Raw genomic sequence first — 13327 nt, forward strand, 5'->3', positions numbered from 1 at the left:
CGAGCCTCAATATTTGACGCTAAGCTCCAGCCCGATCGTCCGCGGCGTCGCATAGAGCGCGCTGAACGGCGTCACGCTGTCGGCCGTGACATTGTAGAGCGCGCGCTTGTCGAACAGATTGTCGACGAAGAGCTTGGTCGACCAGCGATCGCCCTTCGACAGGGTCGCCGCGACATCGACCATCGTATAGGCGCCCGGCGTGTGCAGATTATACTGCGGGCGATAGTCCGAAAAGGCGATCCGGCCGGAGTTCTGGACGTTCGCGGTCAGCGCCATCTGGAAATCGTCGCTGATATCCCATTCGTAATTGGCATAGGCGCTGAACGTGTGACGCGGGGTGTCGGCAAACTGCGTGCCGGCGGCCGGGCTACCGTTCATGGCCGGCTGCGCCTTCAGCCACTTCGCCTTGAAGACCGTCCCGCTGAAGCCGAGATCGAGGCCGCGCACCGGGCGGGCGTTGATGTCGATTTCGATACCCTGCGACCGGGCGCACAGGCCTTCGCAGTTCAGGATGCCTTCGAAGGCTCCGTTATAGAACTCGCCCGAAATCTGCGTGTCGTACCAATTGATGTGATAGAGCGCGATGTTGGCGGTCAGGCGGCGGTTGAACCATTCGGTCTTCGCACCGGCTTCGAAGTTCCACGTATAGTCGGGGCCATAGGCGTCGGGCAGTTCGGGAACCACCTTCAACACCGTACCGCCAACGCGATAGCCCTGCGACGCAGAGGCATAGAGCATCAGATGTTCGGTCGGCTTGAAATCGGCTTCGAACTTGAAGATCGCCTTGTTCTCGTTCGACGAGAGCTGGTCGGGGGTCCCCGCCACGCCGAGGCGGAGGAAGGGCACGATCGGCGTCAGCACATCGTCGCGCTTGGCGTTGAAATAGCGGATACCGGCCAATACGGAGAATTTGTCCGAGAACTTGAAGTTCGCCTCGCCGAACGCAGCGAACTGCTTCAGCTTGAAGGTCGCCGACCGCTGGAACCAGATCGGGTTCGCGGCGCTCGCCGGGATCGTCAGGCCCGAAACGCGATCGACGTCCTGCAGGATGTTCTCAATCTCGGTATCGCGCGTCTGGTACATGACGCCCGCCACCAGGTTGAACGGTCCGTCGAACTTCGTCGCGACGCGCGCTTCGGTATTCCACAGCTCGAGGCTCTGGTTCTGGATGAAGGCCAGATCGTTCGGCGTCGGCACGTTCGGAAAGGCATTGATGCTCTGCAGGAAGCGGAAGAAGTGCCCCATGCCCGAATTGTCCTTCACCGCCAGATTCTTGCGATGCTGATAGGATTGCGACAACGTCAGGACGGCGGGGCCGAAATCATGCTCCAGCGTCGCGCCGGCAAGGACCGTGGTATCGTTGAAGACCCCCTTGGTCGCTGCATCGGTCTGCAACTCTCCAACGGCGGGGAAGGTGACCAGGCCGATCGGCGAAGCCCAGGGTCGCGAGAAGCCGGCGCCGGCCGACTCCAGTCGCTGGACATACAGCTGGCTGGTCAGCGTCGTCGCTTCACCCAGTTCGAACTTGGTGTTCACGCGCAGGCCCGTCTGGTCGGCCTTGTTGAAATTCTTGTCACCGTGCTGGACATCGTCGACGAAGCCGCCGGTGTGCACCTGATAGCCGACGACCCGGATCGCGGCCTTTTCGCTCAGCGGCAGGTTGACCATGCCCTTGACCGACCAGCTCGGCGAACCTTCCTTGATCGTCGCGGCGCTGAAGTCGGCCTGTCCGGCAAAGCCCGACGGATCGGCTTCGTTCGAGATGATGCGGACGACGCCAGCGAGGGCCGACGAGCCATAGAGCGTGCTCTGCGGCCCGCGCAGCACTTCGACGCGCGCCGCGTCCCAGACGACAAGGTCGGTCTGGCGACCCGAGGTCAGTGCCGCGCTTTCGCCCGAACCCGAGGTGGGAAGGTTATCGTAATAGAGGCCGACCGTCGATTCGCCGGCGCCAACCAGGCCGCGGATCATGATCGTGTTGAGGCCCGGGCCTTCGTTGATGACGTTGAGGCCGGCGACGTTGCGCGTGATATCGTCGAAATTGACAATATTCTTGGACGCAAGCTGCTCGGCGGTGATGACGCCGATGCTCGACGGAGTGTTCTGGACGGTCTCGTTGCCGCGCTTGTTCGCCGTCACGATGATCGGGGCCGGACCGTCGTCTTCAGCGGTCGCGGCGGCCGGACCGGCACCCTGGGCGGCGGCGGGACTCGCCGCGAGCAGGCCCGCAACGACGGCGATCGACGCACAGCTGAGATTGATTTCTCTAGAAAACAGGAATTTAGACATCGAACCCTCCCATGGATAGCTTTTCTCGCCCGCCGCTAAGCGCGCCGTTATTGCTTCACATGTTATCCAATTTTACGGAGGCTGCAATCCTTTTTCTGCAGGTTTGTTTCGCTAGGTGTAACATTAGCACATATTTTGTGACTTCGCCGGTCGGCGCTCGGATGCTGCGGGACGTCATATTCATAAATATATCAGATGGTTGTGTTCACCCGTCCATGAACAGGCGGATGCCGTCCATCGGAAATCGGGACAATCAGGCCCATTTTGCAAAGGTCGGCAACCGGGCAGCCGCCAGCGTCGGAATCGACGATCGCTTTACGGCCCCTCGCGCTGCCGCAGGGTAACGGGACATCCGTGTCCCGGATCAAGAAAGTCCGCGCTATCGTCGGGTATCTGCCGCCCCCTGGTGGGCGCTGACGGGCTCGAACCGCCGACCCTCTCGGTGTAAACGAGATGCTCTACCAACTGAGCTAAGCGCCCCTCGCCATCGGCGGGAAGCGCGCCCCTGCCACAAGCGTCATGCGCTGGCAAGCGCGACCCTAGTCGTCCAGCGCTTCGAAATACCGGGTCATCGCCTCACATGCGCTGTCAACCAGCCCGATAAATATCCGTCGGCCATCGCGAGGATCCGCCTCGCGGAGGAAGAGACCGGCATCGGTCATCGTCTTGATCCAGCGAAGCGCGGTCGTCGCGGGCACCGCCGCTGCAATGCACAGACTGGACACTGACACCGGCTGACGTTCGAGCCGCGCAGCATATAGATCGAGCAGCATGTCCCATGCCGGATCGGCGAACAGGTCGGCGGGAAAATATTGCTCGCGCATCCGCCGTTGCCGCAGCATCCGCCGTACGGCTTTGGCGCGCTGGCGTTCGACCGTTCGCTCTTCGGGAACGAAGCTACGCGGCATGGTGGCAAAGTCGTGCACGGGCGCGCGCACCTGCCCGGCATAATCCGCATAGCCTTCGCCGGGCGACGGATAAGCCGCCGGCGTGCCCGCAATCCCTGGGCGCTGCGCCGCAAGGTCGCCAAGCAGGCGCGAGATGCGTGCCACCTCCTCCTGCAACCGGTCGATGCGGTCCAGCGCCGGATCGCGCGTGACGTCGTGAACGACTTGCTGGAACTCGCGCCGCGCAGCCGCGAGCGCCATGCTCCGGTCGGTCGCGTCGGCATCGACAAGCCATTCGACGCGGACGGTGGCGGGGATTGTCGTCGCGATATGTTCGAGCGCCCCCAGCGAGGTTTCGCAGATCAGGGGACACCCTTTTTCCGCCACTGCTTCGCCGATACCGGCAAGCGTGTCGGGCGCGATGGCCTCGGCCCCGACCAGCCAAACGATGTCCAGCGCCAGCATCGCCGCGATATGCTCGGCAGCCGCGGTCGCCGGCACCGCCGCCGCGAGGCGCACACCTTCGATCAGGTCCAGATCGGGCGCGCCGGGTCGCGATCCGACAAACAGCAGCGTCGATGTCGCGCCCGGCGTCCAGCCTTCCTGCGCATCCGCTCCAAAGGCGGCGTCCGGGAACACTCCCGCCGCCGATCGGGTCTGACTTGCCTGTTCCATATCGTGTCACAACTCCTGCCGTTCCGGGCCGGCGCCCTTATGTCGTCATTCTGGCTCGATTCACCTTTTGTTCGTTCCCCTTTGCCGCCAAACCGGACCTTGCTGTCCGCGAAACAGCGTCCGGCATCGGCCGAACGGCTGAAACAGATCCAATCTGGACCCTGTTTGTTCTCTCGGTCAACTCGTTCTTGCCCCAAAACGGTGCAGCATGGTGATACGTCGCGTCCCCTTTTCGCTGACCATCGGCGACACCCCTCGCGCGCCGCGAACCCCGCTCTTGTCAGTCCTCCATCGACCCGGCTTTGCCTGACGGCGTTTTACGGCTAGGGCGACGGCTATGAACGGGCTTTTTCCAGTGATGATCGGCGGCGCGCTCGGTGCGGGCGCACGACACCTCGTCGGGCAGGCGATGCTCGCGCGCCTTGGTCCGGGTTTTCCCTGGTGGACTCTCTCGATCAATATCGCCGGCAGCCTGATGATGGGCCTGCTGATCGGCGGGCTGGCGCGCGGCAGCGACGGCGGCGACACCGCGCGCCTTTTCTTCGGAGTCGGCGTGCTGGGCGGCTTTACCACCTTTTCCTCGTTCAGCATGGAGTTCTGGCTATTGTTCGAACGGGGCGAGACCGCGCAGGCGGCGAGCTATGTGTTCGCGTCGGTGGTCGGCGCAATTCTGGCTTGCGGGCTCGGCCTTCTCATCGTTCGTCAGGTGCCGGCATGAACGCCGACACCCGCGCGCAGGATGGCGCGACGATCGCCGAGGACGACGACGGCATACGGCTTGATCGCTGGTTCAAGCGCCACCGGCCGGGCACGCCGCACGCGCTGCTCGCGCGCTGGGCGCGGTCGGGGCAGCTTACGCTCGACGGCAGGAAGGCCGACGTATCGGACCGGATCGAGGCGGGACAAAAGCTTGTCATGCCGACGCCGCCGGTCGAAACCGCGGCGCGGCCCGCGCGCAAGGGGCGCCCGCTCACCGACGCCGATGTAGAGCTTGCCGAATCGATGGTGATCCACCGCGATGCGAGCGCGCTGGTCCTCAACAAGCAGCCCGGGCTGGCGACGCAGGGCGGGACCAAGACCGAGCAGCATGTGGATGGCCTGCTCGACGCATTGAAATTCGACGGACCGGTCAGGCCCAAGCTTGTCCATCGGCTCGACAAGGACACATCGGGCGCGCTGCTGATCGCGCGGACGCCGCGCGCAGCGGCTTATTTCGCCAAGAGCTTTTCGAACCGCAGCGCGAAGAAGACCTATTGGGCGATCGTCGTTGGCGTCCCCGACATCCAGCAGGGCGAAATCGATCTGCCCCTCGCCAAGCAACCCGGATCTGGCGGCGAAAAGATGCATGTCGATGACAAGGGACTGGCGTCGAAAACCCGTTACCGGGTCATCGAACGTGCGGGCAACAGCGCCGCGTGGGTCGAACTGCAACCGCTCACCGGCCGCACACACCAGCTTCGCGTCCATATGGCAGCGATCGGGCATCCGATCGTCGGCGACGGTAAATATGGCGGCAAGGGCGCCTTCCTGACCGGCACGATCAGCCGCAAATTGCACCTGCACAGCCGCCGCCTGCGTATCGATCATCCCGATGGCGGCAGCATCGACGTCAGTGCCGAGGTGCCTGAGCATTTCGACGCCAGTCTCGACGCGCTGGGTTTCGACCTTCTGCTCGGTGATGTCGGCATCGATACCGGCGAGAGGGGCCCGCCGCCGAAAACCGCGATCAAGGCAGCGGCAAAGGCCCACAGCAAACAGATCCGCAAGGCCCGCCGCGGCGAACGACGCGGGCGCACAGCGACCAGCAAGCCTACCGACCAGGTCGGCAAGCCGAAAGACAAGGTCAAGGCGCGGACCAAACCGGGAGCGACGCGGCCTGGAACGAGCAAACCCGACGCAAAGCGTCCTGCGACAAAAGGTCCCGGCCCCAGGAAGCCGCGCCCACCGAAAGCCCCCTGATGCATCCCAATCCCGTGTTCCGACCCAGGCAGGACGATCTGGCCGCGCTGTTCGTGCGCGAAATCGGCTTCGCCGCCCTGTTCGCCACCACCCCCGACGGGCCGCGCGTCGCCCATGCTCCCATCGTGCTGAGCGAGGACGGAGCCAGCCTGCGATTCCATCTGGCCCGTGGCAACAGCCTTGCGAAACATCTCGACGGTGCCGCGGCGCTCGCGGTGGTCCAGGGGCCCGATGCCTATGTCAGCGCCAGCTGGTACGCGGCGCCCGATCAGGTCCCGACATGGAATTATGTCGCGATCGAGATGGAAGGGACGGTCCACAAACTCGACGACGCCGGACTGGTGGCGCAACTCGACACCTTGTCGGCGCAACAGGAAGCGCGTGTCGGGGCGACCCCGCCATGGACGCGCGACAAGATGAACCCCGCCATTTTCAGCAAGATGACCGGCGCGATCACCGGCTTTGAAATGCGGATCATGGCGTGGCGCCCGACCTTCAAGCTGTCGCAGGACAAGGCGCCGGACGAACGCGAGCGCGTCGCCGCGGGGATCGAGGCGTCCGGTCACGGCGCGCTGGCCCATTTGATACGCCACCTCGGAGGCGATAGGGACAAGACATGAGCCAGTCCGACGATAGCCTCGCAAAAAAGCGATTCTTCGCGCTATCCGCGATGCGCCTCATGGGCGCCTTGTTCATCCTTGCCGGGTTCGTGCTGATCCGCGGCGCCTGGACGCTCGCGGGGCAGCCGACCGACCGATGGATCGGCGTTGCCATCGTGATCGTCGGCGTCTTCGATTTCGCGATCATGCCGCGCCTTCTGGCGCGCCGCTGGCGTTCGCCCCGAAACCCATGAAGCGCTTCTGGAGCAAGGCCGAAGTCGTCAACCATCCCGGCGGCCGGGGCATCGCGCTCGATGGACGTGCCGTGCGGACCCCGGCCCGCGCCGAGCTGATCGTCGAAACCCATGCGCTCGCCGAGGCCATCGCGGCCGAGTGGAACGCGCAGGGCGAAACCCTCGCCCCCGCGTCGATGCCGCTGACCGGTATCGCCAACGCGGCGATCGACCTGGCGAGCCCCGATCCCGCCGCCTTTGCCGAGCCGATTGCCGCTTATGCGGGAAGCGACCTTTTCTGCTATCGCGACGACCGCGACCCGGCGCTGCAGGCCGAACAGGCGGCCGCATGGAATCCGGTGCTGGACTGGGCCGAAGCGCGGCACGGCGTCGAGTTCGCGCTGACGCAGGGCGTGATCCCGATCGATCAGCCCGCGGCGACCATTGCGACGCTCCGCGACGCGCTGCTCGCGCACGGTCCCTTCCGGCTTGCGGCGCTGACGCCGCTCGTCACCATCGGCGGATCGCTGGTCGCGGGGCTTGCGCTGGCCGAAGGCGCCTTTACCGCCGACACGCTGTGGGATGCCGTCAGCCTCGACGAATTATATCAGGAACGCCGCTGGGGCGCCGATAGCGAAGCACAGCAAGCCCGCGCCCGGCGTGAGGTCGATTGGCACAACGCCGCCCGCTTTCTCAGCCTGCTGTAACGCGCCGGCTCCTTCTTGCCGGAGCCTCCTTGAAGGTGCGATGCAGAAGTTCAATCGACGAAGTTCGGCTTGCGTTTCTGCATATGCGCCATCACCGCCTCCATCTGGTTCGGGGTGCGGATGACCTTGACCTGCTCATCGCTTTCGGCCTGCAATATGTCGGCACCGCTGGCGTCGGCGAGCATGTTGCACAGCCGCTTCGCCCCGCGAATCGCGTGCGGATTCCTGTTCGCGATCACCCGTGCCAACTCCATCGCCCGCACGAGCGGGTCGTCCGAGACATGCGTCGCAAAGCCGAGGATTTTCGCCTCGGACCCGGTGAATTCGCGATTGGTATAGATCATCTCGCGCAGCACGTCGTCGGCGACCTGCGTTCGCCACAACGCCATTCCGGCCACGTCCGGGACAAGACCCCAGCGCATTTCCATGATCGCCAACCGCGTGTCGGGGTGGACGATGCGGATGTCGGCGGCCGCCATGATCTGACTGCCCGCGCCGAACGCCACGCCGTGCACGGCCGCGATGACCGGGACCGGCAACTCGCGCCAACCCCAGGCGGCATATTGGGCATTGTTCGAAAGGCCCCGCGTGCGGTCGGAGAGCGTCCCGCCGGCGCTGCTCGCACCGGGATCCCGGTCGGCGCTGAGGCTCGAAAGGTCGAGCCCGGCGCAGAAGGCACGCCCCTCCCCCGACAGCACGACAACGCGCAATCCCGGCTTGGCCTTCAATTCGTCGATCGCCTCGGCCAAAGCCGCCCACATCGCGGCGTCGAGCGCATTCATCTTGTCGGCCCGGATCAGCCGGACGTCCGCGATACCGTCCTCCAGCATGGTGATCGAGATGCGGTCTTTCATCGGGGAGTCCTCACTTGCCATTGAGCGCCGCTTCGACGAGCGGCAGTTGATCGTTGCCGAAATACATGTCGGTGCCATCGACGAAAATCGTCGGCGAGCCATATCCGCCCCGCGCGACGACCTCGTCGGTATTGGTGCGCAGTCGCGCCTTTACCGCGTCGCTCCCGGCCGCCGCCCGGATCGCGGCGCCATCGAGGCCGACCGTGGCAGCCACAGCTTCGAGGACAGCGGGATCGTCGAGATTCTCCTGCCTGTCGAAATAGCTCGCGAAGGCGGCACCGGCAAAGCGCACGAGCGCAGCCTGATCATCCTCGATCGCGCAGCAGAAGCGCATGGCCTGGATGCTTTTCGCCGGATGCCACTGCGAGGGAAAGTTCATCGGCACGCCCGCCAGTCGCGCCCAGTCCTTCAGCACTTTCCAGCTATGCTGCATCCGCCGATTGTCGGCCTGCTCGCGCGCCGCATAGACGGCCGGGTTCACCGCGTTGAAAACGCCTCCGACCAGAATTGGACGAAAGACCGCCGTCGCCCCCGTCCGTTCCAGCAGGCCGGGCAAGTTGTGGAACGCAAGGCAGGTCCACGGACTCGACAGGTCAAAGAAGAATTCGACGCGAGCCGTCATGCTCAGCCCCCCGCCTTTGCCTTTTCCCAATATTGATCGCGCAACAGCCGTTTATAGAGCTTGCCGGTATCGTGACGCGGAAGCGCTTCGAGGAAATCGATGCGCCGCGGAATCTTGACGCCCGACAGCTTTTCGCGCGCAAAGGCAATCAGCTCGTCACGGAAGGCGTCGGTCGCGTCCGCCATGTCGGCGGGCTGGATCACCGCGATCACTTCTTCGCCCATTTCCTCATGCGGCCCGCCCACCACCGCGACATCGGCGACCTTGGGATGGGTGACGAGGTGATTTTCGATCTCCTGCGGATAGATATTCACCCCGCCCGAAATGATCATGAAACTCTTGCGATCGGTCAGATAGAGAAATCCGTCCTCATCGACCCAGCCCACATCGCCGAGCGTCGACCAGCCCTTCGCATTGCGGCTCGATGCGGTCTTTTCCGGGTCGTCATGATATTCGAAAACATGCTCGCTCTCGAAGAAGACCGCCCCCTCCTGCCGGGTGCCAACTTCGGTCTCATTGTCGTCGCCAACGATATGAAGGATGCCGTGGATCGGGCGTCCGACGGTGCCCTTGTGCGCCAGCCAGTCGTGACTGGTCGCGAAGGTCATGCCGTTGCCTTCGGACCCGGCATAATATTCGAGCAGCACCGGCCCCCACCAGTCGATCATCGCCTGCTTGACCGGCACCGGACAGGGCGCCGCCGCATGGATGGCGCTTTTCATCGAGGTCACGTCATATTGCGCGCGGATCGCATCGGAAAGCTTCAGCATCCTCACGAAATGGGTGGGGACGAATTGCGCCGAATTGCATCGATAATGCTGGATTGCCGCGAGCGCGCCTTCGGGATCGAATTTCTTCATCAGCACCACGGTGCCGCCAAGCCGATGGATCGTCATCGACCAGCGCAGCGGCGCGGCATGATAAAGTGGCGCCGGGGAGAGGTAGATGCTGTCGGCGTTGATCCCGAACGCCATCGACGCAAGCACCACCAGATTGTTCGTGGCGTCGATCGCCTCCTCGACCGGCAACGGAACCTTCACGCCCTTGGGCCGCCCCGTCGTGCCTGACGAATAGAGCATGTCGACCCCCGCGCGCTCGTCGGCGATACGCTCGGCGGGCATCGTCGCCAGCTCGTCCTCGATCGTCGCCCACCCCGGGATGTCGCCGCCCATCGAATAGCGCTCGATCTGCGTGGTGAGCTCTTGTGCGGCAGCTGCGAGACTGGCCGATACGACAAGCATTTTCGCGCCCGAATTTTCGAGAATATAGTCGGTCTCGTCCTGCGTCAGCCGCGACGAAATGCAGACATAACGCAGCCCGGCGCGCTGCGCCCCCCAAGTCAGCCCGTAATAATGCGGCGTGTTTTCCAGCATGAAGGCGACGACATCCTCGTGCTGCAGCCCATGCGCGCGAAAAAGCTGCGCCGCGCGGTTCGACGCGGCGTCGAGTTCGGCATAGCTGATCGTCTCGCCCGTTTCGGCGACGATGACGGCGGGCTTGTCGGGATGGGTGGCAGCGTAAGTCGAGGGGTGCATCGGGCGATCTCTCCAAAGAGGCTTATTGCTTTGTTTATGTCGAAGACCCGTAGCAAACTGAAACTTTCGGTCAAGCAAGCTGGAACGCCCGCCCCAATCTCGATCAAGAAGCGCCAAATAGCGGAGCAAAATCGGGCAGTGCGTGCGGGTATGCGGCCTCGTCGGGACGCGAGCATAGTGTATAGCCCTGCCCCTTGACCGTCCGCAGCATCGGCCAGGCGAAACCTCGGTCGATCTTCGCGCGGAGCCGCGACATATGCACTTCGACGCGGTTGGTCCCGGGATCGAAGTCGATCCGCCACACCGCCTTCAGGAGAGCGGCGCGCGAAATCGGCCGGTCAGGGACGCGCGCAAGATTGGCGAGCAGGTCGAACTCGCGCAGCGGCAGCCGAATCGGACGCCCCGCCCGTTCCACGCGCCGGTCGATCAGGTCGATGCGAAGATCGCCCGCGCCAAGCTGCCCCGCCGCGATCCGGCTGCGCCGGAGCAGACCGGCCATCCGCGCGAGCAGTTCGGGAAGATTGCGCGTCCAGCCGATCGCGTCGTCAGCGCCGCCATTCAGCGCAATCATCCGTTCGTCGAACGATTCGCGATCCGAAAGGACCAACAGCGGTCGCCGCGCCGCGACGGTGCGCACCAGTCGGACGAACTCGACGGGATCCTGCCATTCCAGAAAGGGGTTGATGACGACCAGATCGAAGCAGCAATCCAGCCACGGCCGCAATCCGCCGATGGGCGGGGATAACAGATGGACGCCATATCCCGCCGCGGCGACGGCGCGGCCCAGTTGCTCCGCCCGGTCGCGGACGCCGTGATAGATGGCGACGAGCGGCGGATTTTCGTCGATCGTACCGCCCTCCCCTGCCGCGATTGCATTCCACACCCGTCTCCCGGACCGCATCGTTGGCGGCATTGCGCGGCGCGGCGCCTGTGCTAACCCTCTGGTCATGACCAGTACCGAGATGCTCGAAAGCGCCTTCGCCACCCTTCCCGATCTTGTCCGGGCCCATGCCGCCGAACGCCCGGAGGACATAGCCGCGGCCGACCCGGCGCGGCGGCTGAGCTGGTCCGAACTGGACGCAACAATCGATCGCATCACCGTCCGGCTCCAGGCGGACGGGCTGGTCAAGGGCGACCGGACGGCTATCGCCGGGCTGAACAGCGTCGAACAGATGGCGGCGATCCTCGGCACCCTGCGCGCCGGCGGCGTGGCGGGGCTGATCACCAACAGCGCGACCGGCGAACAGATGGCCGCGATGATCGCCGACACCGGCGCACGGCACCTGTTCCTCGACGCGGCCGCGGCGGCGAGCCTCGACGGGCAGGCGGTCACCGCGACCGACCGGATCGCGATGGACGGCGGCGACGCCGGCACCCCCCTCGCCGCCTGGATGGCCCCCGAAGGCGCAAGGCCTGCGCCGGTCGATATCCGGCCCGAAGACGGCTTCAACATCATCTATTCGTCGGGCACCACCGGTACGCCCAAGGGAATCGTCCACAGCCACGCGATGCGCTGGCAACATATCCAGCGCGGCGTTCCCGCCTATGGCCCGCAGGCCGTGACGATCCTCTCGACCCCGCTCTATTCGAACACGACGATGGCCAGTTTCCTGCCAACCATCGGATCGGGCGGCCGCGTCGTGCTGATGAAGAAATTCGACGCGCACGGGTTCCTGGAACTCGCGGCGCGCGAACGTGCGACCAACACGATGCTAGTGCCGGTCCAATATCGCCGCATCATGGCGCTGGAGGATTTCGGCCGCTTCGACCTTTCAAGTTTCGTGATGAAATATTGCACCTCGGCGCCGTTCCCCGCGTCGCTCAAGGCCGACGTCCTGCAACGCTGGCCCGGCGGTCTCGTCGAAATCTATGGAATGACCGAGGGTGGCGCGGCCTTCATCCTCGAGGCGCATCAATTCCCGGACAAACTCCACACCGTCGGCAAACCCGCGCCAGGCCATGTCGCCAAGGTGATCGATGAAGACGGCAACGAGCTGCCGCAAGGATCGGTCGGCGAAGTTGTCGGCCGAAGCCCCGCGATGATGACCGGCTACAACAACCGCCCCGACGCGACCAAGGCGATGCACTGGCACGATGCCGAGGGGAACCTCTTCTATCGCCACGGCGACATCGGCCGCATCGACGAGGACGGGTTCCTCACGCTGATGGACCGCGCCAAGGACATGATCATCTCGGGCGGCTTCAACATCTTTCCGAGCGACCTTGAAGCGATCCTCAACGCCGATGAGCGCGTTGTCGAAGCGACCGTCGTCGGCATGCCGAGCGAGGAGTGGGGCGAAACCCCCGTCGCCTTCGTGGTGCTGAACAATGCGGCGGACGCCGAAGCGGTGCGCGCCGACTGCAACGCCAAGGTCGGCAAGACACAGCGGCTGGGCGGCATCACCGTCGTCGAAGAGCTGCCGCGCAGCGCGATCGGCAAGGTGCTGAAGCGCGAACTGCGGGATGCTTACGCGCGCTAAAGAGAGGGTCGATTACGACCATTGTCAGCCGTTCGCCAGAGCCGCTGACTCGCTCATAAAAAGTCATTCGTCCAATTGAAGGCGTCCATCAGAAGTTCCCATGTCGCTGCTCGAAGAGAATGCAGAAATCCTCGGAAGGATGGAGAAAGATGGGAGCGATCTTGGACGTTCGCGATCGGTCGATTTTTCGCATGTTTTTGCTACTCGCGTATCAGCGGAAAAGTTTGCAGCCGAGTGCGAAGCGGATGGTTTCAAGATCGACGTTATAGAGACGGACGGAGTTGCAGACCCATGGGACGTCACTGTTACAGTAAAGATGCAGCCTTCGGCCGCTAACGTCACGTCATGGGAGGAACGCTTCGATATTCTTGCTCGGAGACATGGTGGACGAACGGACGGCTGGGGATTCTTCACGGTCTAAAGGCAACTTTCGTTCCGTCGCCACTCCGAACCAGACAGTCCCCTAACGACCCCAAGCAGACTATCC

At 64.2% G+C, this 13327-nt stretch carries 13 protein-coding genes and 1 tRNA gene; 7 read left to right on the top strand and 7 right to left on the bottom strand.

Annotated features, from left to right (window positions below; translation table 11 throughout):
- Window positions 1–6: 6 nt before the first annotated feature.
- From JNM03_RS00770 to JNM03_RS00780, 3 genes are all read right to left on the bottom strand, one after another.
- Entirely contained in the window at window positions 7–2289 is a 2283-nt protein-coding gene (locus JNM03_RS00770) for a TonB-dependent receptor (protein WP_294033649.1), read from the bottom strand.
- Between the two features lie 404 nt (window positions 2290–2693).
- Window positions 2694–2769 (bottom strand) — tRNA-Val (locus tag JNM03_RS00775).
- A gap of 59 nt (window positions 2770–2828) precedes the next feature.
- Entirely contained in the window at window positions 2829–3851 is a 1023-nt protein-coding gene (locus JNM03_RS00780) for a MarR family transcriptional regulator (RefSeq protein ID WP_294033650.1), read from the bottom strand.
- Between the two features lie 337 nt (window positions 3852–4188).
- Between JNM03_RS00780 and crcB the strand changes: the two genes are divergently transcribed.
- The 5 genes from crcB to JNM03_RS00805 are packed head-to-tail and all read left to right on the top strand — an operon-like array spanning window position 4189 to window position 7349.
- Complete coding sequence (gene crcB, locus JNM03_RS00785; RefSeq protein WP_294033652.1) at window positions 4189–4569, top strand: fluoride efflux transporter CrcB; 381 nt, start codon at window positions 4189–4191, stop codon at window positions 4567–4569.
- Window positions 4566–5810 (top strand): RluA family pseudouridine synthase, encoded by a 1245-nt coding sequence (locus JNM03_RS00790; RefSeq protein WP_294033654.1) that lies wholly within the window; start codon window positions 4566–4568, stop codon window positions 5808–5810. Before crcB ends, JNM03_RS00790 begins: the two co-directional genes overlap by 4 nt.
- Window positions 5810–6430: an FMN-binding negative transcriptional regulator gene (locus JNM03_RS00795; RefSeq protein WP_294033656.1), complete on the top strand. Its 621-nt coding sequence runs from the start codon at window positions 5810–5812 to the stop codon at window positions 6428–6430. The genes JNM03_RS00790 and JNM03_RS00795 overlap by 1 nt, the downstream gene beginning before the upstream one ends.
- Window positions 6427–6663 (top strand): hypothetical protein, encoded by a 237-nt coding sequence (locus JNM03_RS00800; RefSeq protein WP_294033658.1) that lies wholly within the window; start codon window positions 6427–6429, stop codon window positions 6661–6663. Before JNM03_RS00795 ends, JNM03_RS00800 begins: the two co-directional genes overlap by 4 nt.
- Window positions 6660–7349, top strand: a complete 690-nt coding sequence (locus JNM03_RS00805; protein WP_294033660.1) for an ATP12 family chaperone protein — start codon at window positions 6660–6662, stop codon at window positions 7347–7349. The genes JNM03_RS00800 and JNM03_RS00805 overlap by 4 nt, the downstream gene beginning before the upstream one ends.
- A 50-nt stretch (window positions 7350–7399) precedes the next feature.
- Here the strand turns inward: JNM03_RS00805 and JNM03_RS00810 are convergent, their stop codons facing one another.
- The 4 genes from JNM03_RS00810 to JNM03_RS00825 all read right to left on the bottom strand — a co-directional run bounded on the left by JNM03_RS00810 (window position 7400) and on the right by JNM03_RS00825 (window position 11261).
- Entirely contained in the window at window positions 7400–8203 is an 804-nt protein-coding gene (locus JNM03_RS00810) for a crotonase/enoyl-CoA hydratase family protein (RefSeq protein ID WP_294033662.1), read from the bottom strand.
- 10 nt (window positions 8204–8213) lie between these two features.
- Complete coding sequence (locus JNM03_RS00815; RefSeq protein ID WP_294033663.1) at window positions 8214–8825, bottom strand: 2-hydroxychromene-2-carboxylate isomerase; 612 nt, start codon at window positions 8823–8825, stop codon at window positions 8214–8216.
- A gap of 2 nt (window positions 8826–8827) precedes the next feature.
- Window positions 8828–10360: an acyl-CoA synthetase gene (locus JNM03_RS00820; protein ID WP_294033665.1), complete on the bottom strand. Its 1533-nt coding sequence runs from the start codon at window positions 10358–10360 to the stop codon at window positions 8828–8830.
- Window positions 10361–10463: 103 nt separating this feature from the next.
- Entirely contained in the window at window positions 10464–11261 is a 798-nt protein-coding gene (locus tag JNM03_RS00825) for a response regulator transcription factor (RefSeq protein WP_294033667.1), read from the bottom strand.
- Window positions 11262–11307: 46 nt separating this feature from the next.
- Here JNM03_RS00825 and JNM03_RS00830 point away from each other — a divergent pair, with 46 nt between their 5' ends.
- Both JNM03_RS00830 and JNM03_RS00835 read left to right on the top strand, forming a co-directional pair.
- Window positions 11308–12840, top strand: a complete 1533-nt coding sequence (locus JNM03_RS00830; protein ID WP_294033669.1) for a class I adenylate-forming enzyme family protein — start codon at window positions 11308–11310, stop codon at window positions 12838–12840.
- A 100-nt stretch (window positions 12841–12940) separates the two neighbouring features.
- A complete protein-coding gene (locus JNM03_RS00835; protein ID WP_294033671.1) occupies window positions 12941–13261 on the top strand; it encodes a ribonuclease E inhibitor RraB in 321 nt (106 codons plus the stop codon).
- Window positions 13262–13327: the final 66 nt, after the last annotated feature.

This window comes from Sphingopyxis sp. (assembly GCF_016793825.1).
GTDB lineage: Bacteria > Pseudomonadota > Alphaproteobacteria > Sphingomonadales > Sphingomonadaceae > Sphingopyxis.

Bases quoted from the DNA above. Each gene is read 5' to 3' on its own strand.
- JNM03_RS00770 (WP_294033649.1), bottom strand. From the start codon at position 2,289: ATGTCTAAATTCCTGTTTTCTAGAGAAATCAATCTCAGCTGTGCGTCG.
- JNM03_RS00780 (WP_294033650.1), bottom strand. From the start codon at position 3,851: ATGGAACAGGCAAGTCAGACCCGATCGGCGGCGGGAGTGTTCCCGGAC.
- crcB (WP_294033652.1), top strand. From the start codon at position 4,189: ATGAACGGGCTTTTTCCAGTGATGATCGGCGGCGCGCTCGGTGCGGGC.
- JNM03_RS00790 (WP_294033654.1), top strand. From the start codon at position 4,566: ATGAACGCCGACACCCGCGCGCAGGATGGCGCGACGATCGCCGAGGAC.
- JNM03_RS00795 (WP_294033656.1), top strand. From the start codon at position 5,810: ATGCATCCCAATCCCGTGTTCCGACCCAGGCAGGACGATCTGGCCGCG.
- JNM03_RS00800 (WP_294033658.1), top strand. From the start codon at position 6,427: ATGAGCCAGTCCGACGATAGCCTCGCAAAAAAGCGATTCTTCGCGCTA.
- JNM03_RS00805 (WP_294033660.1), top strand. From the start codon at position 6,660: ATGAAGCGCTTCTGGAGCAAGGCCGAAGTCGTCAACCATCCCGGCGGC.
- JNM03_RS00810 (WP_294033662.1), bottom strand. From the start codon at position 8,203: ATGAAAGACCGCATCTCGATCACCATGCTGGAGGACGGTATCGCGGAC.
- JNM03_RS00815 (WP_294033663.1), bottom strand. From the start codon at position 8,825: ATGACGGCTCGCGTCGAATTCTTCTTTGACCTGTCGAGTCCGTGGACC.
- JNM03_RS00820 (WP_294033665.1), bottom strand. From the start codon at position 10,360: ATGCACCCCTCGACTTACGCTGCCACCCATCCCGACAAGCCCGCCGTC.
- JNM03_RS00825 (WP_294033667.1), bottom strand. From the start codon at position 11,261: ATGCGGTCCGGGAGACGGGTGTGGAATGCAATCGCGGCAGGGGAGGGC.
- JNM03_RS00830 (WP_294033669.1), top strand. From the start codon at position 11,308: ATGACCAGTACCGAGATGCTCGAAAGCGCCTTCGCCACCCTTCCCGAT.
- JNM03_RS00835 (WP_294033671.1), top strand. From the start codon at position 12,941: ATGTCGCTGCTCGAAGAGAATGCAGAAATCCTCGGAAGGATGGAGAAA.